This window comes from Bacillus sp. MC1252 (assembly GCF_056838025.1).
Map to the genome: position 1 here is coordinate 2,136,570 of NZ_CM166369.1, position 25,150 is coordinate 2,161,719.

Annotated in this window: 23 protein-coding genes; 2 read left to right on the plus strand and 21 right to left on the minus strand. The window is 42.0% G+C overall.

Annotated elements, in window-relative coordinates:
- Positions 1–97: 97 nt before the first annotated feature.
- From artM to ACYH0L_RS10835, 4 genes are all read right to left on the minus strand, one after another.
- Complete coding sequence (artM, locus tag ACYH0L_RS10820; protein WP_099726707.1) at positions 98–820, minus strand: arginine ABC transporter ATP-binding protein ArtM; 723 nt, start codon at positions 818–820, stop codon at positions 98–100.
- Entirely contained in the window at positions 813–1,466 is a 654-nt protein-coding gene (gene artQ, locus ACYH0L_RS10825) for an arginine ABC transporter permease ArtQ (protein ID WP_008358556.1), read from the minus strand. Before artQ ends, artM begins: the two co-directional genes overlap by 8 nt.
- A 126-nt stretch (positions 1,467–1,592) precedes the next feature.
- Positions 1,593–2,357 carry a transporter substrate-binding domain-containing protein gene (locus ACYH0L_RS10830; RefSeq protein ID WP_099726706.1) on the minus strand — a complete coding sequence of 255 codons (765 nt, stop codon included), beginning with the start codon at positions 2,355–2,357 and terminating at the stop codon, positions 1,593–1,595.
- Positions 2,358–2,553: 196 nt separating this feature from the next.
- Entirely contained in the window at positions 2,554–2,991 is a 438-nt protein-coding gene (locus ACYH0L_RS10835) for a BrxA/BrxB family bacilliredoxin (RefSeq protein WP_099726705.1), read from the minus strand.
- Positions 2,992–3,158: 167 nt separating this feature from the next.
- Here ACYH0L_RS10835 and ACYH0L_RS10840 point away from each other — a divergent pair, with 167 nt between their 5' ends.
- Entirely contained in the window at positions 3,159–4,052 is an 894-nt protein-coding gene (locus ACYH0L_RS10840) for a YegS/Rv2252/BmrU family lipid kinase (protein WP_099726704.1), read from the plus strand.
- Between the two features lie 15 nt (positions 4,053–4,067).
- Here ACYH0L_RS10840 and ACYH0L_RS10845 read toward each other — a convergent pair whose 3' ends face one another.
- The 9 genes from ACYH0L_RS10845 to ACYH0L_RS10885 all read right to left on the minus strand — a co-directional run bounded on the left by ACYH0L_RS10845 (position 4,068) and on the right by ACYH0L_RS10885 (position 14,491).
- Positions 4,068–4,361, minus strand: a complete 294-nt coding sequence (locus ACYH0L_RS10845) for a YesK family protein (RefSeq protein WP_099726703.1) — start codon at positions 4,359–4,361, stop codon at positions 4,068–4,070.
- A 70-nt stretch (positions 4,362–4,431) separates the two neighbouring features.
- Complete coding sequence (locus ACYH0L_RS10850) at positions 4,432–5,688, minus strand: dihydrolipoamide acetyltransferase family protein (RefSeq protein WP_256498765.1); 1,257 nt, start codon at positions 5,686–5,688, stop codon at positions 4,432–4,434.
- A gap of 18 nt (positions 5,689–5,706) precedes the next feature.
- Positions 5,707–6,690: an alpha-ketoacid dehydrogenase subunit beta gene (locus ACYH0L_RS10855; protein ID WP_099726701.1), complete on the minus strand. Its 984-nt coding sequence runs from the start codon at positions 6,688–6,690 to the stop codon at positions 5,707–5,709.
- A 12-nt stretch (positions 6,691–6,702) separates the two neighbouring features.
- Positions 6,703–7,695, minus strand: coding sequence for a thiamine pyrophosphate-dependent dehydrogenase E1 component subunit alpha (locus tag ACYH0L_RS10860; RefSeq protein ID WP_099726700.1), 993 nt, complete (start codon positions 7,693–7,695; stop codon positions 6,703–6,705).
- Positions 7,696–7,712: 17 nt separating this feature from the next.
- Entirely contained in the window at positions 7,713–9,137 is a 1,425-nt protein-coding gene (gene lpdA, locus ACYH0L_RS10865) for a dihydrolipoyl dehydrogenase (RefSeq protein WP_256498766.1), read from the minus strand.
- On the minus strand, positions 9,127–10,248 hold the full coding sequence (gene buk / locus ACYH0L_RS10870) for a butyrate kinase (RefSeq protein WP_099726698.1): 1,122 nt from the start codon (positions 10,246–10,248) through the stop codon (positions 9,127–9,129). Before buk ends, lpdA begins: the two co-directional genes overlap by 11 nt.
- A 33-nt stretch (positions 10,249–10,281) precedes the next feature.
- Entirely contained in the window at positions 10,282–11,376 is a 1,095-nt protein-coding gene (gene bcd / locus ACYH0L_RS10875) for a branched-chain amino acid dehydrogenase (RefSeq protein ID WP_249705708.1), read from the minus strand.
- 25 nt (positions 11,377–11,401) lie between these two features.
- A complete protein-coding gene (yqiS, locus tag ACYH0L_RS10880) occupies positions 11,402–12,295 on the minus strand; it encodes a phosphate butyryltransferase (RefSeq protein WP_099726696.1) in 894 nt (297 codons plus the stop codon).
- Positions 12,296–12,421: 126 nt separating this feature from the next.
- Positions 12,422–14,491: a sigma-54 interaction domain-containing protein gene (locus ACYH0L_RS10885; RefSeq protein ID WP_099726695.1), complete on the minus strand. Its 2,070-nt coding sequence runs from the start codon at positions 14,489–14,491 to the stop codon at positions 12,422–12,424.
- A 149-nt stretch (positions 14,492–14,640) separates the two neighbouring features.
- Between ACYH0L_RS10885 and ACYH0L_RS10890 the strand changes: the two genes are divergently transcribed.
- Positions 14,641–14,877 (plus strand): DUF2627 domain-containing protein, encoded by a 237-nt coding sequence (locus ACYH0L_RS10890; RefSeq protein WP_099726694.1) that lies wholly within the window; start codon positions 14,641–14,643, stop codon positions 14,875–14,877.
- A 34-nt stretch (positions 14,878–14,911) separates the two neighbouring features.
- Here the strand turns inward: ACYH0L_RS10890 and ACYH0L_RS10895 are convergent, their stop codons facing one another.
- The 8 genes from ACYH0L_RS10895 to dxs all read right to left on the minus strand — a co-directional run bounded on the left by ACYH0L_RS10895 (position 14,912) and on the right by dxs (position 25,118).
- Positions 14,912–15,649: a glycerophosphodiester phosphodiesterase gene (locus ACYH0L_RS10895; RefSeq protein WP_256498768.1), complete on the minus strand. Its 738-nt coding sequence runs from the start codon at positions 15,647–15,649 to the stop codon at positions 14,912–14,914.
- A gap of 226 nt (positions 15,650–15,875) precedes the next feature.
- The gene (locus ACYH0L_RS10900) at positions 15,876–16,976 is read right to left on the minus strand and encodes a Rap family tetratricopeptide repeat protein (protein ID WP_099726692.1); all 1,101 of its coding nucleotides are present in this window, start codon (positions 16,974–16,976) and stop codon (positions 15,876–15,878) included.
- Positions 16,977–17,422: 446 nt separating this feature from the next.
- Positions 17,423–18,226: a sporulation transcription factor Spo0A gene (spo0A, locus tag ACYH0L_RS10905; RefSeq protein WP_034319717.1), complete on the minus strand. Its 804-nt coding sequence runs from the start codon at positions 18,224–18,226 to the stop codon at positions 17,423–17,425.
- A 284-nt stretch (positions 18,227–18,510) separates the two neighbouring features.
- Complete coding sequence (gene spoIVB, locus ACYH0L_RS10910; RefSeq protein WP_256498769.1) at positions 18,511–19,788, minus strand: SpoIVB peptidase; 1,278 nt, start codon at positions 19,786–19,788, stop codon at positions 18,511–18,513.
- A 198-nt stretch (positions 19,789–19,986) separates the two neighbouring features.
- Positions 19,987–21,720, minus strand: a complete 1,734-nt coding sequence (recN, locus tag ACYH0L_RS10915; protein WP_482354016.1) for a DNA repair protein RecN — start codon at positions 21,718–21,720, stop codon at positions 19,987–19,989.
- Between the two features lie 34 nt (positions 21,721–21,754).
- Entirely contained in the window at positions 21,755–22,204 is a 450-nt protein-coding gene (gene ahrC, locus ACYH0L_RS10920) for a transcriptional regulator AhrC/ArgR (RefSeq protein ID WP_099726688.1), read from the minus strand.
- Positions 22,205–22,365: 161 nt separating this feature from the next.
- Complete coding sequence (locus ACYH0L_RS10925; protein ID WP_034661248.1) at positions 22,366–23,220, minus strand: TlyA family RNA methyltransferase; 855 nt, start codon at positions 23,218–23,220, stop codon at positions 22,366–22,368.
- Positions 23,217–25,118 (minus strand): 1-deoxy-D-xylulose-5-phosphate synthase, encoded by a 1,902-nt coding sequence (gene dxs, locus ACYH0L_RS10930; protein ID WP_099726687.1) that lies wholly within the window; start codon positions 25,116–25,118, stop codon positions 23,217–23,219. Before dxs ends, ACYH0L_RS10925 begins: the two co-directional genes overlap by 4 nt.
- Positions 25,119–25,150: the final 32 nt, after the last annotated feature.

Sequence of the window (25,150 nt, forward strand, 5' to 3'; positions counted from 1 at the left end):
TTGTTTCCATTCACTTTTGTGAAATGATGAACTTTTTTTACTTTCCCCATTATAATCAAAAAAAGAAGAAGATGTTAAGTCTCCTTCTCTTTTTTCTTTATAATATTTTTTGCAGAAAGTCTTGCGCACGCTGTGAAGACGGTGATTCAAAAAATTGCACAGGGTTCGCATCCTCCACAATTTTCCCGTCATCCATAAAGATGACGCGGTCAGCCACTTCTTTTGCAAAGCCCATTTCATGTGTGACGATCATGAGCGTCATTCCTGATTGAGCCAGCTCTTTCATGACCTCTAATACTTCCTTCACCATTTCAGGATCAAGTGCAGAAGTTGGTTCGTCAAACAGCATAATGTCTGGTGTCATCGCAAGCGCACGTGCAATGGCCACACGCTGCTTTTGACCACCGGACAAGCGGTTCGGGAAATCATCTTTTTTCTCTAAAAGCCCTACCTTTTTTAACAGATCCTCGGCTTGTTTGATACTGTCTTCCTTCGATTGATTCTTCACGTTCATTGGTGCATACGTAATATTTTCCAGCACGGTTTTATGCGGGAACAGGTGGAAATGCTGAAACACCATTCCAATGTTCTCACGTACTTTTAGTGCATTTGTTTTTGGATTTGTAATCTCCGTATCCTTAATCGTAATGACACCGGAAGTCGGCTTTTCAAGTAAGTTGATGCAGCGAAGGAACGTCGATTTTCCTGAACCAGATGGACCAATGACCGCGACTACTTCCCCTTCTTTAATGGTGGTGTCGATTCCTTTTAGTACTTCATTTTTGCCAAAAGATTTTGTGAGCTTCTCTATTTTAATCATTTGATTTTAACTTCCTTTCCACCGATTTGCCGACAAAGGTGAGAACAAGCACGATGACATAATAGATGAGACCCGCAAAAATAAGCGGTTCAAGATAATTATACGTGACGGCACCTGCTTGGTAGGCTCGTCTCATGACATCGCCCAGTCCAATGACTGTGACAATCGCTGATTCTTTTGTCAGTGTAATCGTTTCGTTCACAAGTGCAGGTGAAATATTTTTGAATGCTTGCGGAAGCAATAAGTCCTTCATCATTTTAGCATAAGGGATGCCTAAAGCAACGGCCGCTTCTTTTTGACCTTTATCAATGGCATTAATACCAGCTCGAATAATTTCAGATACGTATGCCGCCGAGTTGAGTGAAAATGCCGCTACAGCAGCCCAGTATTGATCGATTTGAAAGCCAAGTAGCTGAGGCAGACCAAAATAGATAATCAGAAGCTGAAGCACAAGCGGTGTGCCTCGGAAGATTGACGTATAAAAATCTGCAAGCCAAATGAGCGGCTTAAATACACTAATTTTGCAGAGTGTTAATAAAATTCCTAAGATAAAACCAAGAAAAAGTGACACCACTACAATAGAAAGCGTGACCTTAAGACCTTCTAAAATAAAGGGCATTTGAGGTATTACATCTTTAAAATCCATCATGATATTCTCCTTTTTTTGCCTTCATACGAAATCAAAGAATAAACAGGAAAAAGTTCAACACATGTTGAACTTTTCAGCGCTTACTACTTGATTTTCATGAATGACGCTGATCCTTTTCCTGCATTATTTTTCATCAGCAAACCATTTTTTAATCAATTGATCAAGTTCGCCATTATCCTTCATTTCTTTTAAAGATTTATTGAATTTCGCTGTTAAGTCACTATTTTTTTTGAATGCAATGGCTGACCCTTCGTTTGAGCTATTCAATCCAAATGCTTGAAATTCTTTTTCCTTTTTTAAGTAACCAGCAGCTACTTTATCTTCAATAATCGCTGCATCAAAGCGGCCTGCTTTGATCTCCTGAATGATATCAGAGATTTTATTACGATCTTCCACTGTTAAGTTATATTTCTTTTGCAAACCGTTTGCTTCATCCTGTTGAATAGAACCTAATTGAACGCCGACTGTTTTGTCTTTTAAATCTTTCTCTGCTTTCATTCCGCTAGATTTCTTTGATACAACCAAGTTTTCAGCATTGTAATAGACATCAGAGAAATCAACTTGTTTTTTACGTTTTTCTGTAGGTGTCATTCCTGCAAGGACAATATCAGCTTTGTTTGTTTTAAGTGCTGATACAAGGCTTGCAAAGTCCATATCTTGAATTTCTAGCTTGTAGCCGTTCTTTTTCGCTAGTGCTGTTGCAAGATCTACATCGAAACCGACAACTTTATCGCCATCTTTTGATTCAAATGGCGGATAATCTGCTGATGTCGCCATGATGAGTGTTTTGTCGTCTCCTGATGCGTTTGAATTATTAGAAGAAGTTCCGCATGCTGCTAGGGCAGCTGCAAGACCAGCTGTCATAAGTAATAATAACCACTTTTTCATATGATGATGCCTCCCAGTATTTAAACTCATGTGTAGATTTGAATATTTATTCACTATAATGTATTTTAAACACTTTCTTTTTAAGATGCAATAGTATTTTGCTAAAATTGTTTTGATTCAATTGTCTTATAAAACAAAAAAACAGACCGATCAAAAGACCGACCTGCTTCATATTTATTCATTCAAAAGGTACATTTTATATTTCTTCGCAATGCTCATCGAAAGCGGCTTGAAGTTTTGACACAACTTCCATTGGTTCGTGTCCCTCAATTTCATGACGCTCTACCATTTTGATGATCTTACCATCCTTTAGTAGTGCAAATGATGGTGAAGACGGCGGGAAGCCTTCAAAGTATTCACGTGCTCTTGCCGTTGCCTCTTTGTCCTGTCCAGCAAACACTGTGAGCAATTGATCTGGACGCTTATCGTAATGAACAGAATAGCCAGCAGCTGGCCTTGCAATACCGCCAGCACAGCCGCATACTGAATTCACCATCACAAGTGCCGTGCCTTTTTTCGTTAGTGCTTCGTCTACTTCTTCAGCTGTTGTCAGTTCCGTGTACCCTGCCTGCTTGATCTCTTCTCTCGCTTGTTTCACAATATCATTCATAAATAAATTAAAATCAATATTCATTTCCGTCCACTCCTTCTACGTACCAAACCATTTTAACTACATCATATCAAGGAAAACGCCGGCGGGCAAATGTGTTGTCTCTCCCCATTCACTTTTTCCAAACATCGTTTATGAGCTGTGAAGTTGGGGAAAAGTGATGATAAAGAAATGAAAGGGAGAACTGCGTGATGGCACAATTCAAAAAAGCGATGCTTATTTATAATGGAAATGCTGGACAAAAAAACATGGAAAAAACGCTAGGTCAAACAGTGCCCCTTCTTTCTCTACATATTGATGAACTCATCCTTAAACCGACAAAACAACCAAATGATGCGTATCATTTCTGCCGCAGGATAGATGAAACGGTTGAATTGCTGATTATATTAGGAGGGGATGGAACCGTCCATGAATGTATAAACGGAATCGGCGGTTTAGCAAAAAGACCTGCTGTAGCGATATTGCCTGGCGGGACATGCAATGATTTTTCTAGAACGCTAGGCATACCTCAACAAATGCCAAAAGCTGCTCAAATGATTGTAGACGGCGCCCGAAAAAAGGTCGACTTAATCAAAGCAGAAGATCGATACCTTTTAAACTTTTGGGGAATCGGGCTTATTGCAGATACCTCTAATAATATTAATGACAAGGAAAAAGCCGTACTCGGCAAAATCAGCTACTTCACAAGCGCTCTTCGAACCCTTCAGCAAACAGACCCTTTTCACGTACGCATTGAAACCGAAGAGGAAAACTGGGAAGAGGAAGCTGTGATCGTGCTTGTGATGAACGGACAATTTATCGGTACAAATAAAATTGATTTGCCAAATGCAGCATTTGATGATGGAAAAGCCGAAATTTTAATTTGCAGAAGTACTAGTTTCTCTGCTTTAAAAGAGATATTTTCAATGAACCGAGAAGAGCTAGAGGATTTTACAGGCGACCTGTCTCTCATACAAGCGTCCCGCGTTCATATCCATACAAAACAGGAAATGGATGCAGATACAGATGGTGAAGTATACATGACAGCCCCCACTTCCCTCGAAGTATTAAAGCAGCATTTGACCTTTATTGTTCCAGCAGAATAAAGAAAGCGCCCGAGATCATTTAGATTCGGGCGTTTTTTTAATGTAGCGTCTGTATAAATATTCAAGTGCATACCCAAGCAGTGTGCCTAAAAGAAGTGAAAACCCTAAAAAGCTATTTGCTGCTCCTTTAAATCCACCTACAAGTAGCAAGCAGTACGCAATTTGAATGATCGAAACAATGGATATGATGAGTAGTAATCTTTCAGGATGATTCCGTGATTTGGAAATATACCGAAGAAAAGTGAACGCAATCGCTGTAATAAACATGAGGCCAATCGTTAAAAAAGCAAAAAAATCTAGTCCGGACATATCATCGCTCCTTTCTCATTGATGTGGAAATCCCCCTCTCATGATCGGGAGGGGGAAATTAGAATGGGTTTTAATAGACTGATGTCTGCTCGTCGATGCCTTCAAGGATTTGTTTAATTCTTTGAAGGAATCTGCCGCACACAAGACCATCAAGTACTCTGTGATCTAATGAGAGACAAAGGTTCACCATGTCTCTTGCCGCAATCATTCCACTCACAATCATTGGACGCTTCACGATCGATTCTACTTGCAAAATGGCCGCTTGCGGGTAATTAATGATTCCCATTGATTGTATGGAACCAAATGATCCCGTATTGTTTACGGTGAAGGTGCCACCTTCCATGTCACTTTGCTTCAGCGTTCCTTTTCTTACCTTGGAAGCAAGCTCATGAATTTCTTTGGCGATGCCCTTAATGGTCTTTTCATCAGCATCCTTAATCACTGGAACAAAAAGAGCGTCATCTGTAGCGACAGCAATCGAAACATTGATCGCTTTCTTTTGAACAATTTTATCTCCAGCCCACATGCTGTTCATTTCAGGGAATTCCTTTAAGCCCTGAGCCACTGCTTTGACAAAGAATGCAAAGAACGTCAAATTAAAGCCTTCTTTTGCTTTAAATTGATCCTTTAGCTGATTTCTTCTTGTCACAAGGTTTGTCACATCAACTTCCATCATCGTCCATGCATGCGGAATTTCATGTTTGCTTCTCAGCATATTTGCTGCAATCGCCTGCCGGATCGGCGTGACGGGCAGCTCGACATCACCAGGCATTGAAGAGATGGAAGGAGCATCTTTTGCTTTTGACGGCTGCGGAGGCTCCGTTTGGACCACTCCTGCACTGACAGGTGCTGCCTTTTCTTTTACGCCTCCACCCTCGATGAGCTGAAGCAAATCTTTTCTTGTGATTCGGCCGCCTGCTCCTGTTCCTTGAACAGCCGCTAAATCAATTCCATGCTCATCTGCTAAACGAAGGACTGCTGGAGAGTAACGCTTCTTTTGACTTTGATCCGCTTTTGTTTGATCCGCTTCAGGCGCTTCGCTTTGCTCAGGTGCCGCTTCTTCTTTTGCACTCTGCTGCGTGCTGCCTTCTACTTCAATTTCACAAAACACTTCTCCTACTTGAAGTGTTTCTCCTTCCTCAGCCGATAGCTTTGTAATCGTTCCTGTAAAGGATGACGGGACCTCTGCGTTCACTTTATCCGTCATCACTTCCGCAATAGGATCGTATTTATTCACTTGATCGCCAGGTGAAACGAGCCATTTGCTAATGGTTCCTTCTGTTACACTTTCACCTAGCTGAGGCATTTTCATTTGTTCAATTGCCACTTGGAACCCTCCTCTTTCTTAAAACGCTGCTAGCTCTCTCATTTCAGCTTCTACCTTATCCGGATTGACCATGAAGAATTTCTCCATTGTCGGGGCATATGGCATTGGCGGGATATCAGGTCCTGCTAGACGTTTAATAGGTGCATCTAAATCAAACAAGCAATGCTCCGAAATGATCGCCGCAACCTCACTCATAATGCTTCCCTCTTTTGTATCTTCCGTTAAAAGAAGAACTTTGCCCGTTTTTGATGCCGCTTCAATAATCGCTTCCTGATCAAGCGGGTATACTGTTCGCAAATCGAGAATATGAGCGGAAATTCCGTCTTTTGCAAGGCGGTCTGCTGCTTGCAGCGCAAAATGAACACATAGGCCATATGTAATGACCGTGATATCATCGCCTTCACGTTTCACATCTGCTTTTCCAATAGGAAGTGTATAATCTTCTTCAGGCACTTCTCCTTTAATGAGACGGTATGCACGTTTGTGTTCAAAGAACAATACAGGATCTGGATCACGCACTGCGGCCTTTAAAAGACCTTTTACATCATAAGGTGTAGAAGGCATCACAATCTTTAAGCCCGGCTGATTGGCAAAAATCGCTTCGACCGATTGTGAATGATAAAGCGCCCCATGAACACCGCCGCCATAAGGTGCACGGATGACCATTGGACAGCTCCAATCATTATTTGAGCGGTATCTAATTTTTGCAGCCTCAGAAATGATTTGGTTGATAGCAGGCATAATGAAATCCGCAAATTGCATCTCTGCAATCGGGCGCATTCCATACATCGCTGCCCCAATACCTACACCAGCAATGGCTGATTCTGCAAGTGGTGTATCCATCACGCGCGCTTCTCCAAATTGCTCGTAAAGACCCGCTGTCGCTTTAAATACGCCGCCTTTTTTCCCGACATCCTCTCCGAGCACAAACACTTTCGGGTCTCGCTGCATTTCTTCTTTCATCGCCAGTGTAATGGCGTCTATATATGACATAACAGGCATTTTTCTTCCCCCTTACTCCGCATACACGTAACGAAGTGCGCTTTCTGCTTCAGCATAAGCTGCGTTTTCCGCTTCATCAGTGGCTTCGTTTACGATTTGCATGATTTCTTTTGTCATCTCTTCTTTCATTTCAGAAGTCATGACGTTACCTTCGATTAAATACGTTTCATATTGGATGAGCGGATCTTTCTTTCTCGCTTCGAGCACTTCTTCTTTTTCTCGATAGCTTGAATCATCGTCATCACTTGAATGCGCAGTTAAACGGTAAGAAATAGCTTCAATCAATGTTGGCCCTTCGCCTCTCGCCGCACGATCTCTCGCTTCTTTGACAGCTGCATATACTTCAAGCGGATCATTTCCGTCTACGGTGATGCCAGGCATTCCGTATCCAATCGCACGATCTGAAATGCGTTCACATGCCACTTGTTTGTCGTATGGAACGGAAATTGCGTACTTATTGTTTTCACACATGAAAATAACAGGCAGTTTATGCACAGCAGCAAAGTTGGCTCCTTCGTGAAAATCACCTTGGTTTGAAGAGCCTTCACCGAACGTGACAAAGCTGACAAAGTTTTTCTTCTCTAAACGTCCAGCAAGTGCGATCCCCACCGCATGAGGAACCTGAGTTGTGACAGGTGAAGATCCGGTCACAATTCGGTTTGATTTTTGTCCAAAATGACCCGGCATCTGTCTTCCGCCTGAGTTTGGATCGTCTTTTTTTGCGAAACCAGACATCATTAAATCTTTCGCTGTCATCCCAAATGCCAGGACAATCCCCATATCGCGATAGTAAGGTAATACATAATCTTCTTCTCTATTGAGCGCAAAGGCTGCTCCGACTTGCTGCGCTTCCTGCCCTTGACAAGAAATCACGAATGGAATTTTCCCAGAACGGTTTAACAGCCACATCCGTTCATCGATTTTTCTTGCTAGCAGCATTGTTTTATATATGTCAATTGCTTGTTCATCTGATAATCCTAATTCCTGATGACGCATGTTACTCATCATGTTTCCCTCCTTGATTAAAAATGGATCGCCTTACCGTCAACAGCAAGTGCTGCCTCGCCAATCGCCTCTGACAAGGTTGGATGCGGGTGAATTGTTTGCCCCACTTCCCACGGCGTTGCATCAAGTACTTTGGCTAATCCAGCTTCAGATATCATATCTGTTACATGAGGACCAATCATATGAATCCCTAAGATATCATCTGTTTTTTGATCGGCAATGATTTTGACAAATCCATCAGACTCCCCAAACACAAGAGCTTTTCCAATCGCCATGAAAGGGAATTTCCCAATCTTCACTTCATACCCTTGGTCTTTTGCCGATTGTTCAGTGAGTCCAACACTAGCGGTTTCTGGGTGAGAGTAAACACATTTAGACACGAGCGTTTCATCGAGCGGCTTCGGTTCTTTTCCGGCCATATGTTCCACGGCAATCATGCCTTCGTGTGAAGCCACATGTGCCAGCTGAAGCCCGCCAATGACATCTCCTATCGCGTAAATATGTGATTCCTTCGTTTGATAATGTTCATTCACGACAATGCCATGCTTTTCTGTTTGGATCTCCGTATTTTCGAGCCCTATACCTTCAATATTTGGTACTCGACCGACTGAAAGAAGGAGTTTTTCCGCTTCAAACAACTGAATGTCTCCGTCCTTTTCCGCTTGAATCTTGACGAAATTCTCTTGCTTTTCTATTGTATCTGGCAGTACCTTCGCATTTGTGACAAAGGTGATACCTTTTTTAGATAAAAGCTTTTCCATTTCTTTAGAAATGTCTTGATCTTCTGTTGGCAAAATGCGATCTGCATACTCGATTACAGTGACTTTCACCCCAAAATCATTCAGCATGGATGCCCACTCGATCCCGATCACCCCGCCGCCGACAATCAGTATCGACTGAGGCAGCTCTTGCAGTTCAAGTGCATCATCTGATGTCAGGATGTGCGTTCCGTCTGCTTCAAGCCCAGGCAGCACGCGCGGTCTTGAACCTGTCGCAATGATGACCTGCTTTGGAATCAGCATTTCATTTTCATCCCCATTCGCCATTTCTACAGAGATGGTTCCTGGCATTGGCGAAAAGATAGATGGGCCAAGTATACGACCAAGCCCTTCGTATACATCAATTTTTCCTTGCTTCATTAAGTGTTTAACGCCGCCTGCTAGCTTTTCTACAATCTCTGCTTTTCTTTTCTGCACATTTGCAAATTGTAAGGCGATACCACTTGCCTCCACGCCGAAATCGGCCGCACGTTTAACCGTTTGATAAACTTCTGCACTTCTGAGCAGCGCTTTAGACGGAATACAGCCTTTATGAAGACATGTTCCTCCAAGCTGTGATTTTTCTACGACTGCTGTTTTCAATCCAAGCTGCGAGGCACGGATGGCCGCTACATAGCCGCCTGTGCCTCCACCAAGAATGACGAGGTCATATTCAGTTGCCATGACTTGTCACTCCTTTCTTTGTCCTTTGATCATTTGGGTATTCTTTCGGTGATTCTTCTTCTTTTAAAATACGAAGTGCACCTTCTGCTAAGGATTGCAATTCGTTTTCACCTGGATAGACAACGACATCTGAAATCCAGTCAATGTACCCTCTAATACTTGACGTAATTTGTTTGCTGTACGCAAGGCCGCCTGTTAACACAATGACGTCAACTGCTCCTTTCAAAACCGCACTAGCTGCACCAATTTCCTTTGCGATTTGATAGCACATCGCTTCATAAATAAGCGCTGCACGTTCATCTCCTGCTTCAATGATGCGCTCTACTTTGACAGCATCTGTCGTGCCGAGATAGCCCGCAAGACCACCTTCACCAATAATGCGCTTGAGCATTTCCTCTTGCGAGTATTCACCAGAAAAGCAAAGGTTGACGAGGTCACCGGTTGGAAGCGTACCTGCCCGCTCTGGGCTAAAAGGGCCTTCGCCATGAAGCCCGTTATTGACATCAATGACCTTTCCTTTTTCATGTACACCAATTGTGATACCGCCGCCCATATGCGTAATGATCATGTTCAAATCTTCGTAACGCTTTCCAAACGAAGCGGCTGTTTTTCTTGCGACCGCCTTTTGATTCAAGGCATGAAAAATGCTTTTTCTCTCAATCGTTGGCAGCCCTGAAATACGAGCAATTGGCTTTAGTTCATCCACTACAACTGGATCGACAATAAAAGCTGGGATATTCAGGCCGAGTGCAATTTCTCGTGCAATGATACCGCCTAGGTTGGACGCATGCTGTCCGGCATACCCTGCTTTTAGGTCCTCGACCATTTGCTCATTTACTTCATATGTGCCTCCTTCAATTGGGCGAAGAAGACCGCCGCGTGCACAAACTGCATCAAACTTTGAGATGTTCATCCCCTGTTCATGCAGGGTTTTCAGAATTGTTTCCTTACGAAATGAAAATTGATCAATGATATGAGGAAACTGCTTTAATTCCTCATCTGTATGTCTTAGTGTCGTTTCAAAGATGGACCGTTCATTATGAAACACACCGATTTTTGTTGAAGTAGAGCCAGGATTAATCGTGAGAATACGCCATTCTTTTGTTTGCAAAAACAAAACCTCCGTTTCAACTCATTCTTCAAATTAGCGACGACTTAAAATATGTTGACCATTTTGCAAGAATTGACTTCTTGATTTGCGCATTCTTTCAATTCGCTCTTCAGCCAATCGGTCTGCCGCTTTATAGGTTGGAATGGCATCACGGTTTGAAATTTCAATGACACGCTCAATATTTTGGTAAATGCCTTCGACTTTTTTCATTGCACGATCAGCATTATAACCGTAAAGCTCATCAGCAACGTTAATCACACCACCTGCATTGATGACATAATCAGGTGCATACACAATGCCCATTTCATGAATAAGATCCCCGTGATGAGTTTCTCTTAGCTGATTATTCGCTGCACCTGCAATGACTTTTGCCTTTAGTTTAGGAATCGTCATATCGTTAATGGTTGCACCTAGTGCACACGGCGCATAAATATCACATGCTTGATCATAAATATCGTCAGGGTCTACAGCTTTTGCACCGAAGTCTTCTACCGCTCGCTGAACAGAGTCTTTGTTGATATCTGTCACAATCAGCTGTGCGCCTTCTTCATGTAGATGTTTACACAGATTGTAGGCCACATTTCCAACACCTTGGACGGCAATCGTTTTTCCTTCTAATGAATCCGTCCCGAAAGCAGCTTTAGCAGCTGCTTTCATCCCTTTATATACACCATAAGCTGTGACAGGAGATGGGTTCCCGGAAGAACCAAACGCAGGAGAGATGCCTGTAACAAAGTCTGTTTCTTCATGGATAAGATCCATATCTTCAACAGTTGTTCCGACATCTTCAGCTGTGATATAGCGGCCATTCAGCCCTTGAATGTAACGTCCAAACGCACGGAACATTTCTTCATTCTTGTCTTTTCTCGGATCACCGATGATGACTGTTTTCCCGCCGCCAAGATTAAGCCCTGCTGCCGCATTTTTATAAGTCATCCCTCTTGCTAGACGCAAAGCATCTTCGATGGCTGCTTCTTCGTTTTCATACGTCCACATTCTCGTTCCGCCTAGTGCCGGCCCAAGTGTTGTATCATGAATCGCAATAATGGCCTTTAAGCCCGACTGCTCATCCTGACAAAATACAAGCTGTTCATAATCGTATCGTTCCATATATTTAAAAAGTTCCATTGTCTATTCCTCCTAATACTTCCGCTTAATTTGATGTACAGATAGCAAGTGCAATTGAATAGAGCTTACTTTCGGCTGAATCAGACCGGCTTGTTAAAGCGATCGGCGCCTTCGCTCCTGCCACTACAGCCCCAACCTTTGCATGCGCAAAGTAGATGAGAGATTTATAAAGGATGTTGCCTGCTTCAATTGTTGGCACAAGCAAAATATCTGCATGACCAGCTACATCACTCGTAATATTTTTATGAGAAGCCGCCGTTTGAGAAATGGCATTATCTAAAGCAAGCGGCCCATCAATGAGGCAGCCAGAAATTTGACCTCTTCGATTCATTTGGGCAAGACTTGCAGCAGTCAGCGTCGAATCCATTGCTGGGTTGACTACCTCTACCGCAGATAACACCGCAACCTTTGGCATGTCGTTTCCGACAGCATGTGCTACTTGAACAGAATTGATCGTAATTTCTTTCAGCATATTTAAATCTGGCGCGATGTTCATCGCAGAATCTGTTACATAGATAAAACGGTCAAAGCCTGGCACTTCGAAGGCCGCGACATGTGATAGGACACTCGCTGTTCGAAGTCCGTATTCTTTATTCAGTACCGCTTTTAAAAGAATTGCTGTCGGGACATTCCCCTTCATCAAAATATCTGCATGCTTCTCACTTACTGCCTGTACAGCGATTTTGGCAGATTCTTCGGGTGAATCAGAATGAATAATATCTATCCAGTCTTCATTGATTTCATGCTGTTTGACTCGCTCCTTCAGGTTGCGTTTGTTCCCAACCAGCAGGAAGCGAGCGACCTTTCGTTCAATTGCCATATTGATGGCATGAAGCACTTCTTCGTCTTCTGCATGAGCCACAGCCGCTGTTTTATTCTGCAGCTGCGAGGCTTTGATAATCAGATCGTCCAGCTTCATACATGCCCACCTTTCCTTGTGCTCGGTTCATCTTTTCTTTATGCAAGTTCCGTGCCAGCGTGAAACGCGAGGTAAATGAACCATTTCCCGATAAATGCGTGCATTTTTTTGCAGGTAACATGCATGTTATTGCATGCTATCTTTTGCAAGCTGATATTTATCCATTTTATAGTAAAGGTTTCGAATGCTGATCCCTAACGTTTTCGCTGTTTTGGTACGATTGAATTGATGCTTTTCAAGGGTTTGTTTAATTAGCTGCGCTTCAAATGCTTCAACGGCGTCCGAAAGCGTCTCACCCTCAAATTGGCTGACAGCAAGTTCCTGCTCTTTTTCTTCATGCTTTTCCGATTCCATGAATGCAATATGCCCTTCATCAATCCATTCTTCTTGCGGGTTCAAAAAGATCATAGCTCGTCCAAGCACATTTTCAAGCTCTCTCACGTTGCCTGGCCAGCTGTATGAACGAAGTCTATTAAGTGCATGTTCTGTTAAACCACTCACATTCCGTCCATAGTCTAAATTGATCTTCTGGATGAGACGTTTGCTTAATGAGTCAATATCTTCAAGACGCTGCCTAAGCGGGGGGATGGAGATCGGGTATCTGTTCATCCGATAATATAAATCCTCTCTGAACTTCCCTTCCGCCATCGCTTTTTCAATATTGACATTTGTTGCCGTGATCACACGCACATCCACCGGTATGGCTTTTGTTCCGCCTACTCTCACAATTTCTTTCTCCTGCATGACGCGAAGTAATTTCGCTTGAGTACTTGGGGACATTTCACCAATTTCGTCTAAAAAGATGCTGCCGTGATTCGCTTCTTCAAATAGCCCTTTTTTCCCGCCGCGCCTTGCACCAGAAAACGCTCCTTCCTCGTAGCCAAAAAGTTCTGACTCTAAAAGGGTCTCCGATAAGGCCGCACAGTTAACCCGTACGAAGCGGTTATATTTCCGGTCACTTTCATTGTGTATGGCGTGCGCAAACAGCTCTTTCCCAGTACCTGATTCTCCTCGGAGTAAAATGGTAGCCGGTGTTTTTGCACCTAGCTTTGCCTGCTCAAGTGCCACAAGCATTTGCTCACTTTCTCCAATAATGTCTTCAAACGTGTACTTGGCCTCTAGTGTCCGGATAAGCTGCCTTGCTTTATTTAATTCATTTGTGAGTGATTGAATTTCTGATACGTCGTGAATGACCCCGACACTGCCCTTGAGGATGCCATCAACGATGACTGGCGCTACGTTGACGATCACATCTTTTTTGTTTGGTCCGACTTTCATTCTGACGCCTCGAACAGGTCTTCTTGTTTCAAGAACCTTCAAGTGCATGCTTTCACCTTCAGAAATATCTGCACCTGCTGGTTTACCCACAATCTCTTTGTCCGTTAAACCGGTCATTTTCGTATAAGCACGGTTAATTAAGATCCCTTTTCCTTGCTCATCGACAACCGATATGGCTTCATCTGATGATTGAATGATGGCCTCAAGCATCGTTCGCACTTCTTTGAGGTTCGTGACTTCCTCTGCAAGCTCAACCGCATCTGTAATATCTTTAAAGATGGATAAAGCGCCGAGCATTCTCCCTGCGTCATCAATAATCGGCAGACGCGTAGTAACAATTTGAATTTGCTGATTCAAAAATTGTTTTTGGTTAAATTCTGGCTCTCTTGACCTTAAAATGTCGGGAAGTTTTGTATTTGGAATCACTTCTCGAATGTGACGGCCAATCGCATCTTTTTGTGAACGTCCCACCATTTTGGCAGCCGATCGATTAAATAGGACCACTTCTTCATCCATATTAATAAAAATCATGCCATCATTCGTTGCATTGAAAATGCGGTCATGTTTATAGGTTTGTTCCTTTAGTATTTGAATAAGCTGCTGCTTTTCTGACATTAATTCCGATATGACGTATGCCATCGAACTTGGAACAATGACAGTATGCTCTGGTTTTTTTTCAATCAGTTCCTTTAACACAGCAGAACGGCCAGTTGTTTCAATGATGATATCAATGTCATCTTTTATGTATTCTTTCCAATCCGTTGTCGTATCAATTCCATTCTTTTTCGCTTCTACCATCCCCGGTGCCCCAAGATCAAGGTCAGCGATCGCGATGATTTGAATCATATTTGTTTTCAGCAATGTTTCAAGCAATGCTGATCCACCCTGTCCTGCACCGACAATCAAGACTCTCTGCATCCCGTTACCCCTTTGTATGAAAAAATTTGCACACCATATTTTTCCGTTGCAAAAAATTGCACAACTCTTATATTACCACGTTTTCCTTTCTTGACAAAATATTTTTTGAATTAGACAATGGAAGTAAATGACGATTAAGGGGACATTTGATGGGGAGAATACTTGCATTAGTGATTATTTTAATACCTGGCGCCTTTGCAGCACTTGGGATTAAGCTGCTGCGTGACACTGTTTTTGGCATCACCATTGCACCATTTCCATTTTTATGGCTGCAAGGAATTGCAGGGTTGTTATTTTTAGGGGGAGGTCTTTATGTTGTAGCTGGGTTTATTTTATATAGAGACCGTAAACGTAATAAAGTGACTGCTCGCTTTAAGCAAAGATAAACACGAAAAAAGACCCGCTGATGATAGCAGGTCTTTATTTCATTTCTTCTCTTAATTTCACCGCTCGGTCAGGAAAGTCAGTAAAAATTCCATCGACGCCTAAGGAGAACATGTTTCGCATCTGCTTCTCACTGTTTACTGTAAACGGCCTGATCACTTGCTTATCAGCATGGAGAGCCGACACGACCTCTTTCGTTACCCCAGCCCCCTTCATATTTGGATGGTATCCCCTTGCAGGTATTGTTTTTAAGTACATCTCGGGCTGATGAATCACATCCATCGTAAGTACCGCAAGTTCAATTTGCGGCATCAGCTTGTGGAAAAGAGCTAAACTGCCGTGATGAAAGGATGAGACAAGTACACGATCCTCAATTTGAAAGTGTTCGATTTGCTCTTTTACTTTCTCTTCGATCCCTGGATATCGATAAATGGAGTTTTTCAGCTCAATATTGATGATCAATGATGATTGCTGCGTAACTAGCTCCAATACTTCCTCTAAAAGGGGAATGGACACAGCACCTGTTTCTTCATAGAAAGAATGACTTGCATCTCCTGCTTTTAACTCTTCATATGTATGGTCTTTCACTAAACCTTTCATATTCGTCGTTCGGTTCAGCTTCTCATCGTGAATGACAGCCAGTCTGCCGTCTTTGGTCAACTGAACATCAAGCTCAATACCGTCAGCTCCAGAATGGAGTGCATGCTCAAAGGCGATCATTGTGTTTTCAGGATAGATTCCTTTATAGCCTCTGTGTGCGAAAATTTTCGTCATATGTCACCTCTAAATATGATGCTTACCTTCATTATGACGGGTCTTTTTCATTTTTTCCAGTTTGGGCACATAAAAAAACCTCTTCTTTTAAGTGCGAAGAGGTTGAAAGATAAATTCGATCACGTAATCGCTCTGATGGCTTGCTCTGTCATCTCTGCGTCGAGAGCAAAAAGGGAAGAAACAACTGCGACTGCTGTAACGACTGTTACACCTAACAACAACTTTTTCATAAGATAACCTCCACTTTCTTTTGAAGTATTTGTGCATCGAATTTCTTTTCAAGAAAACGAATGGCATTTTGATAGTCATTTCGTTCCTTGAAGTATTTCGATATTTGTTCAGACAAATCCTCAAGCTCCACATATAATCTATTTTTTTCTATGTAGTCTAATTTTTCAGAGAATACGTCTGCTGCTCCACTATTTTCGCACATTAAATCTAAAATTTCAAATTTTACTATATATTCATTATTTTGGATATCGCAGCTATACTGAATGCCCTCTTTGATATATTCTTTCGCCTCTTGATCTCCTAGATGAACTAAGGCATTTGCCAGAACATATAAAGATTGGATGTAATAATGGCTATTGTCGCGGTGAATTTGAATGCCCATTCCTTTTTTTGCATACTGTGCGCTTTTTTCATAATCAGGCTTTGCATAATAAAGGACCGCTAAATTGTGATAGCATTTCCCAATCAGCACTTCATTGTTAATGCGCTTACTTTTTTCAAGTGCCTCTTGATATTTATCCTCTGCTTCATCAAATTGGAACAAATCAATACAATTGCTGGCATGTAAAATTAAGCTGTCAATCGCCTGAGCTGTATATTCTTCATGCGCTTTGAACGTATCGATGGCTTTTTTAATATGATTAATGGAAATGAAATTTTGTTTCAGTTCGTAATAGATAGAAGCGACCTTATGGTGAAAAGTTCCCACTTCCAGATCTTCATTCACTCGTTTTAGGCGCTGTTCTGCAATTTTGTAAAAACTAATGGCTTCGTCATACTTCTTTACATACGCGGCGTATTGGCCTTTGTAAAAATAAAAATAAAAATTAATAATGTCATCTGCTTTCTCATCCAGCGTTCCGACAGTTTTCATAATTTGATTGGCTTTTTCAATATTTCCAAGTAACATTTCATGTCTGCCGTCAACAAGCTGATAATAAAGGAGAACTTCGCGGTCTTCATCTGTATTTTTTAGCAAATTCAGAATTTTCTCTTTATAGACAGCAGATTTTTCTAGGTCATTCTGAGAAATGACCCTCGTCCACTTGCTAATTTCGTTCGCTACCTCAGCAGAGTGGATTTTCAGCTTTCCCATAACCTCACCCTCTTCTTTTCATTATTATAGCATAGTAAAAGAATGTGAAAATTATTAAATTCGACAATGGGAATATTCAGTTCAAATGGCACAATCTCTAAGAAGCCAGTGACTTTAAAACGCCAATCAATCAGGTCAATAGAAATAGAACTTTCGATCTCATTTGCTTTATTTACCAATTCCATAAGACCTTTTCCTCTCATCCTTTTTCTTACGAATGAGCGTTTTCTTCTTCTACATCGATTGTTTGGCGTAGCTGATTACCACTACTTTATGTCTTTTCGATTTCTTTCATGCTTTATTTTTCATTTTATTCTGAAAATAAAGCAGCCCGTTTGTCCAATTTAAACATTAAGATGATTTTATCAACACAACCATTTTTTTACAATCTTTTTCAAAAATAAAAAAACGCCTCAATGAAGAAACGTTTTTTCATCTGAAATGAACTAGCTTGCTCTATGCTCTAAACGCAGACGATCAGCCACCATGGCAATAAATTCTGAATTGGTCGGTTTGGCTTTTGACATGCTGACTGTGTAACCAAAGAGTGATGAAATGGAATCGATGTTTCCTCTGCTCCAGGCGACTTCAATGGCATGACGAATTGCTCGTTCCACCCTGCTGGCTGTCGTGTTAAATTTCTTCGCAATGTCTGGATACAATACTTTTGTAATGCTGCCTAGAAGCTCAATATCATTGTACACCATAGAAATCGCTTCTCTTAAGTATAAATACCCTTTAATATGAGCTGGCACGCCAATTTCATGAATAATCGTCGTAATGCTCGCATCTAAGTTTTTACGTTTCGGTTCAGGTTTGTTACGAAGGACACTGTTTTGGATAGATGAAGATCGATGGGTAACTTGTGTGCCGTTTCCACTGACTTGACGAATATGACCTACTAGGTTTTCCATATCAAATGGCTTTAAAATGAAATAGGATGCACCCAAATCGACTGCTTTTTTCGTTACATCTTCTTGTCCGAATGCCGTTAGCATAATCACACTTGGCTGCTTGGTCATATCAGAGTTTTCACGGAGTCGTTCCAGTACAGCAAGACCGTCTAAATGAGGCATGATAATATCTAAGAGGAGAACGTCGGGCTCTTTATCTTTAAATAATGTCAGACATTCCTGACCATTATAGGCCACGCCAAGTACTTCCATATCTTCCTGTCCCTCAATATACTCTGTCAAAAGGCCAACAAGCTCTCGATTATCATCAGCTACACACACTTTAATTTTCTCCACGTTCTTTCCTCCCCAATGTCGATTCCTTTAGTCTTTTGCATTTCTCTTCTGAGTGTTCAATTCGACAAAACCATGCTATCCCCTTTAAAAAACTTTAATTTTCCGAATAATAGAGCATTATCTAGCTTTTTCTACGTTTTTCTTAACGAATCGACGATTATTGCAATTTGACAACATACTATTTTCCATTTTGTCGAAAAATCTCTTTTTCCTTATTTTATAACATGACGGGAGAGAAAGAAAGGGTAGAAAAAAACTGCCGGAAGATTCGCGGCAGTTTTTGATCAGCTTGCTTTTTTGTTTTTTTGATAAAGATCGATTCCTGCTTCTGACAGCATCCATTCAATGTGTACGCCGTATCCGCTTGTCGGGTCATTGACGAATACGTGTGTGACAGCTCCAATGACTTTGCCATTTTGGATGATGGGGCTTCCGCTCATTCCTTGTACAATTCCGCCCGTTTTGTTTAATAATCGTTCATCTGTTATCTTCAGTACCATCCCTTTTGTGGCCGGGAATTTCTGCGGTGTTGTGCTGACGATTTTGATATCAAACTTCTCCACTTTATCATGGTCCACAACGGTTAAGATCTCTGCTGGACCTTCTTTTACTTCATTTGATAAAGCGACTGGAAGTGGTTTGTCCGCTACATGATTTTCGAGCTTTTCGGTTAATGTACCAAATATACCGAATGGACTATTGCGCGAGATATCACCTATCGTTTTTCGCTCGGAAGAAAACCTCGCCAGTTTTTCTCCAGGATTGCCTCCTGTGCCTTTTTCAATCGATGTGACGGTTGATCTGACAATTTCACCATTGTCGACAACGATTGGTTTTTTTGTATCCATGTCAGAAATCACATGCCCAAGGGCACCATATTTTTTAGAAGATGGTTCAAAGAAGGTCATCGTTCCGATTCCTGCTGCGGAATCACGAATGTAAAGACCAATTCGATAGGTGCCTTCACTTGCATCTTTTGCGGGTGTTAATGTTGTTTGAAAGGTTTTATGATCTCTTTTTATGAGTAATTGAAGTGTTTCACCCGTTTTCCCAGCTTTCTGAATAAATGGGGTGAGGTCATTCATTTTCTCCATCTTTTGACCATTTATTTGAATGATCATATCCCCTGATTGAATGCCTGCGGCTTCACCCGGCGATTTTTTGCCGTCTGCTGTTGTGATTTGATGAAAACCTACAACGAGAACTCCGACAGAGTGGAGCTTGACGCCAATGGATTGTCCTCCAGGAATGACTTTTAATTCAGGGAGAACATCGACTTTTGTTTTCTTAATAGGAAATCCTTTAAAATCATAAACAATTTCGGCTTTCCCCGCCTTTTGTCCGGTTACTTCAAGCTGATTCTTTTTCTCTGAAAGACTAAAGGCTGGTGAAGAAGTATTGGCTGAGGCTTCAATCGATGTCTCAATTGAGTGCTTTTCTTTTTCAAATACAGCAACTTTTGTTGGAATGCTGATATATTCCTTCACTATGCTCATAAACCCTGTACTTATTAAAGAAACAAGGAGAATCACACCAATGGCTTTTCTCATCTTTTCGGGCATTCATTTTTCACTCTCCTCGCTCCTTACCCACACCAGAACACTAATGTTTTGGCTACATCTATACTTTTGCCTTCTTCGCGAGGATTTATAACTGGCACATGTAGAAAATGATTGGATAAATTGATAAAAGAAAAAGACGATTTCATGCGTATATACAGCGAATTTTAGACAACATAAAAAAGGCAGCTGGTCATTCAGCTACCCTGTCGTTTTGACATCATTTGCTTGGTGCAATAATTCTTTTGCATGCTGTTTTGTCAGCTCAGTGACTTCCACACCTGCAATCATCCGGCCAATTTCACTCACTTTTTCTTCATGACTTAATGATTTGACATTCGTTAGTGTTCTGCCGGCTTTAGAGCGTTTAGAAATGAAAAGATGGGTATCAGCCATTGCAGCTACTTGGGGCAGATGTGTGATGCAGAGCACTTGTGATCCTGCCGCTACTTTATAAATTTTTTCGGCAATGGCCTGTGCGACCCTGCCGCTGACGCCTGTATCAACCTCATCGAAAATAATGGATGTGACTTCTTGTTTGGCTGAGAAAATACTCTTCACTGCCAGCATGACACGTGAAATTTCTCCACCGGAGGCTACTTTTGATAAAGATTTCATCGGTTCGCCTGGATTTGTAGAAATGACAAATTGTGCTTGGTCTATTCCGTTTTTTCCGAGCTGGACAGGTTTTCCGTCTAAAAGGGGGCAGTCCGTGCTGCCAAAGGGCGCATAGCGAATGGCAAAAGCCGTATCAAAGGATGATTTCTCCATATACAAATCCTTTAACTCTGCTTGGATTTGCTTCGCTAGCTTTTTGGCCCATTTTTTACGAAGCTCTGACACGTTGAGTGCTTCCAGCAGTGCATCGCGGCTCATTGCATCCAGTTTGTTTTTGAGCGTTTGCAGGTGGCTGTCTCGATTTTGGATTTGATCTATTTCTTCTTCAATCTTAGCCGCATACTCTAAGATTTCTCCAACCGTTGCGCCATACTTTCGCTTTAACTGCTTCATTTCATTCAGCCTAGACTCAATAAAGTCAAGACGCGCCGGGTCGAATTCTAACTGATCCAGCATGCTGCGCATTTGGAAGGTAGAATCCTCTAATAAGTAATAGGAGTTCGAAACTTGCTCAGAAAGCTTTTTTAGATCATCATTGATCTCAGAAACCTGCTCTAGCTCGCTTGAAGCCATCCCAACCCAATCAAGCCCTCCTTGCTCATTGCGTAGGGCGTTATATGCGTTTTGAAGTGAGGAATAGATTTTTTCGTAGTTGCTGATTTGATGACGTTCTTCCTGAAGCTTCTCATCTTCTCCCGGTTCTAATTGAGCCGCTTCAATTTCTTCCAACTGAAATTGCAGTAAGTCTAAACGGTGCACCATTTCCTGCTCATTTTCTGACAGCTGTTTTAGCTTTTGAGCGGTCTTGGTATATTGATCATACGCTTCATGGTATTGTGATAAAGCAGGTACAATTTCTTCTGCCCCAAATTGATCAAGCAAATGCAAATGGTTTTCATCCTCCATCAACAGCTGATTATCGTGCTGTCCATGTATATCGAGCAAAAGCCGTCCTACTTCTCTCAGAAGAGAGATCGTGACAAGCTTGCCATTAATGCGGCAGATGCTTTTCCCGCTTTGATTCATATCACGGCGAAGAATCATCATTTCATCCGATGCATCAATTCCTTGCTCTTCGCATAGGTCAAATACAGGATGATCTGCCGGCACAAGAAAAAGCCCTTCCAGCTCTGCTTTTTTTTCACCGTAACGAACAAATTCAGATGATCCTCTTCCCCCGACAAGAAGTGAGACAGCGTCAATCAAGATAGATTTTCCGGCACCTGTTTCCCCTGTTAGAACCGTGAGTCCTTTTTCAAATGAAACCGTTAACTCTTCAATGATTGCAAAGTTTTTAATGGTTAGTTCTGCTAACACTCATTTGACACCTCTTTTTGTAAACCTGATCTCTTTATAGAAGCTCTAAAATTTTGGTCGAAACTGTATCCGTATCATCTGGTGTGCGGCAAATAATCAAAATGGTATCATCTCCGCAAATGGTTCCCATAATTTCTTCCCAATCTAAATTATCCATTAAAGCACCGATGGCCTGAGCATTACCTGGCATTGTTTTCAGGACGATTAAATGGCTGGCAGCATCCATCTTAATAAATGCATCCATTAGTGAACGCTTCAGTTTTGACAGCGGGTTAAACCGCTGATCCGCAGGAAGGCTGTATTTATACGTTCCATTGTTTGTCGGTACTTTCACTAAATGTAACTCTTTAATATCTCTTGATACAGTCGCCTGTGTGATGTTATGACCATCGGATTTCAATATATCGACTAATTCATCTTGTGTTTCTATCTCTTGGCTTGCTATGATTTCTCTAATCTTAATATGCCTCTGACCTTTATTCATTTTGACCCCCCTAGGCGTTTGATTCTCATTTTTCTTTACGTTCTATGTTATATGATGCACACTTCAAAAAACAAGCATTACGTGAGAAACTGTCGATTCTCGTCTTTTGTCCATGTAAAAAGGAATAATAGCGAGCTATTATTCCTTTTGTTTGAATGATCTCATGTGTCAGCGGGCTCAGGACTGTTTTTCTTTTCTTTCAATACGGAATGGGCTTCCTTGACCACTTTCTCAAGTTCAGAAGCCGGAAGTGCCGCATTCTCCTCTTGATCAGGATGAAGCACCAAATGAAGCAGGAATTCAATATTCCCATCTCCACCAGTGATTGGTGAAAAAGAAACATCCTTTACGTCATAGCCTTCTTTTGCAGCAAATTGATTCATTTCTTCTAGCACACCGAGGTGGACAGATGGATCACGCACGATGCCTTTTTTTCCGACAAGCTCTCTGCCTGCTTCAAATTGGGGCTTGACGAGCGCGATACAGTCACCGCCTGGGACAAGAATATGCTTTAAAGCCGGAAGAATAAGTTTGAGTGAAATAAAAGATACATCAATCGACGCAACCTCTGGCAATCCTTCAGTAAAATCAGCTGGGACGGAATGGCGAAAATTGGTGCGTTCCATCACGATCACTCGGTCATCCTGCCTTAATTTCCACGCAAGCTGATTGTAGCCAACATCAACAGCGTATGATTTGACCGCTCCATTTTGGAGTGCACAATCTGTGAATCCGCCTGTTGATGAGCCGATATCGATCAGCAATTTCCCTTCAACTGTTAAGTCAAATTCTTTTAGCGCTTTTTCAAGTTTTAACCCGCCGCGGCTCACATATTTCAAGGGATTCCCCTTCACAGTGAGCGGTGTATCACGAGCGATTTTCTCTCCTGGTTTATCTAAACGGTTCTCATTTGAGTAAACAATCCCTGCCATGATGGCACGCTTTGCTTTCTCTCTCGTTTCCATTAGTCCTTGTTCGACTAATAAAACGTCAAGTCGTTCTTTCTTTGATGTCATGATCCAATTCCTTTTCTTGGTGCTGCGGGAAGCAGGGTACGTAAAGTTTCAGCAACCTGCGCTTTCGTCAGACCAATTTCTTCAAGCAGGGCATCGACACTTCCATGCTCAATAAATTCATCTGGAATGCCCATACGTTCTACCTTTATATGTGACGCTTTCTTGTCGTGTATATATTCTAATACGCTGCTTCCAAATCCACCTTGGAGAACAGCTTCTTCAATCGTTAAAATCGGAATGTCTTCAGACAGTATTTCATTTAGCATCTGTTCATCAAGGGGCTTAATGAAACGAGCATTGACGACACGAATTGATTTCCCTTCTTTTTGCAGTTCCTCTGCTGCTTGCAGCGCCATTTTAATGGTCGTACCGAATGTTAAAATCACGGCATCCTTCCCTGGACGAAGAACTTCCCATGAGCCAATCGGAATGGTTTTCAGCTGTTCATCCATTTTGACGCCGAGTCCATTTCCGCGCGGGAATCGCATCGCAATAGGACCGCCATCATATTGAATGGCTGTATTGACCATATGCTGTCCTTCATTTTCATCCTTTGGCATCATCAGAACCATATTCGGCATATGGCGCATGAAAGCAATATCAAACACACCTTGATGCGTTTCTCCATCTGCACCGACAAGGCCCGCACGGTCAATTCCGATAAACACATTGAGGTTCTGACGACAAATGTCATGCAGCACTTGATCATAGGCTCTTTGAAGGAAAGTTGAGTAAATTGCTAAGAATGGCTTCATATCCTGCGTTGCAAGCCCAGCCGCCATTGTGGCTGCGTGCTGCTCTGCAATCCCTACATCAAACATTCGCTCTGGAAATTCCTTTGCAAACCCTTCAAGTTTTGAGCCAACAGGCATCGCAGGCGTAATGGCAACAATTCGTTCATCTTCCCGCGCCAGCTTTCTGACGGTTTCACTGACTAGACCACTCCATGACGGAGCCGCTGCTGTCGGTTTCACAAAATCACCTGTATCGATTTTGTATGGACCTGTGCCGTGCCAAGTTCCGATTTTATCAGATTCTGCCGGCTTATAGCCTTTTCCTTTTTTCGTGATGACATGCAGGAGAACAGGACCTTTCGTTTTCTTTGCATATTCAAGATTTTCAAAAAGATCTTCATAGGAATGTCCATCTACAGGACCTAAGTAGGTGAAGCCCATTTCCTCAAAGAACATGCCAGACACAAGTAAATATTTCAGGCTGTCTTTAATACGCTCTGCTGTTGCAGCTAGCTTCCCGCCTACGGCTGGAATGCGCTTGAATAAGTATTCGAGCTCGTCCTTTACCCATTGATATTTACCAGCTGTACGCAGTCTGCCAAGCATTGTGTGAATGGCACCGACGTTTGGTGCAATACTCATTTCATTGTCGTTTAATATGACAATCATGTCTTTCTTTTCATCACCGATATGATTCAGCGCTTCTAACGCCATACCGCCGGTTAACGCACCATCTCCGATAACCGGAAGAATATATTCATCTGTTCCTTTGATATCCCGCGCTGCCGCCATACCCATCGCGCCAGATAATGAGGTTGAACTGTGACCCGTCTCCCATACATCATGTTCACTTTCATTTCGTTTAGGAAAACCGCAAAGTCCTTTATATTGACGGAGTGTATCAAACTCCGCACCTCTCCCAGTTAACAGCTTGTGAACGTAAGACTGATGTCCAACATCCCAAAGGAATTTGTCTTTCGGGCTGTCAAATACTTTGTGAAGTGCAACAGTGAGTTCAACGACACCTAGGTTCGGACCGATGTGCCCGCCAGAGTTAGCTAATGACTCAATTAAAAACATGCGAATGTCAGCACTAAGCTCCTCTAATTCTGCATTTGACATTCCTTTTAGAAACGTTGGATTTTTTATAGATAAAAGATCCAATCAGGATCAACTCGCTTTCAACAAAATTTCTA

Bases quoted from the DNA above. Each gene is read 5' to 3' on its own strand.
- ACYH0L_RS10835 (WP_099726705.1), bottom strand. From the start codon at position 2,991: ATGAATATTGATTTTAATTTATTTATGAATGATATTGTGAAACAAGCG.
- ACYH0L_RS10895 (WP_256498768.1), bottom strand. From the start codon at position 15,649: ATGACGAAAATTTTCGCACACAGAGGCTATAAAGGAATCTATCCTGAA.
- ACYH0L_RS10860 (WP_099726700.1), bottom strand. From the start codon at position 7,695: ATGAGTAACATGCGTCATCAGGAATTAGGATTATCAGATGAACAAGCA.
- ACYH0L_RS10855 (WP_099726701.1), bottom strand. From the start codon at position 6,690: ATGCCTGTTATGTCATATATAGACGCCATTACACTGGCGATGAAAGAA.
- ACYH0L_RS10840 (WP_099726704.1), top strand. From the start codon at position 3,159: ATGGCACAATTCAAAAAAGCGATGCTTATTTATAATGGAAATGCTGGA.
- ACYH0L_RS10845 (WP_099726703.1), bottom strand. From the start codon at position 4,361: ATGTCCGGACTAGATTTTTTTGCTTTTTTAACGATTGGCCTCATGTTT.
- spoIVB (WP_256498769.1), bottom strand. From the start codon at position 19,788: ATGCCCGAAAAGATGAGAAAAGCCATTGGTGTGATTCTCCTTGTTTCT.
- ACYH0L_RS10925 (WP_034661248.1), bottom strand. From the start codon at position 23,220: ATGACATCAAAGAAAGAACGACTTGACGTTTTATTAGTCGAACAAGGA.
- ACYH0L_RS10890 (WP_099726694.1), top strand. From the start codon at position 14,641: ATGGGGAGAATACTTGCATTAGTGATTATTTTAATACCTGGCGCCTTT.
- ACYH0L_RS10885 (WP_099726695.1), bottom strand. From the start codon at position 14,491: ATGCAGAGAGTCTTGATTGTCGGTGCAGGACAGGGTGGATCAGCATTG.
- lpdA (WP_256498766.1), bottom strand. From the start codon at position 9,137: ATGGCAACTGAATATGACCTCGTCATTCTTGGTGGAGGCACAGGCGGC.
- artQ (WP_008358556.1), bottom strand. From the start codon at position 1,466: ATGGATTTTAAAGATGTAATACCTCAAATGCCCTTTATTTTAGAAGGT.
- bcd (WP_249705708.1), bottom strand. From the start codon at position 11,376: ATGGAACTTTTTAAATATATGGAACGATACGATTATGAACAGCTTGTA.
- ACYH0L_RS10900 (WP_099726692.1), bottom strand. From the start codon at position 16,976: ATGGGAAAGCTGAAAATCCACTCTGCTGAGGTAGCGAACGAAATTAGC.
- artM (WP_099726707.1), bottom strand. From the start codon at position 820: ATGATTAAAATAGAGAAGCTCACAAAATCTTTTGGCAAAAATGAAGTA.
- ACYH0L_RS10830 (WP_099726706.1), bottom strand. From the start codon at position 2,357: ATGAAAAAGTGGTTATTATTACTTATGACAGCTGGTCTTGCAGCTGCC.
- ahrC (WP_099726688.1), bottom strand. From the start codon at position 22,204: ATGAATAAAGGTCAGAGGCATATTAAGATTAGAGAAATCATAGCAAGC.
- yqiS (WP_099726696.1), bottom strand. From the start codon at position 12,295: ATGAAGCTGGACGATCTGATTATCAAAGCCTCGCAGCTGCAGAATAAA.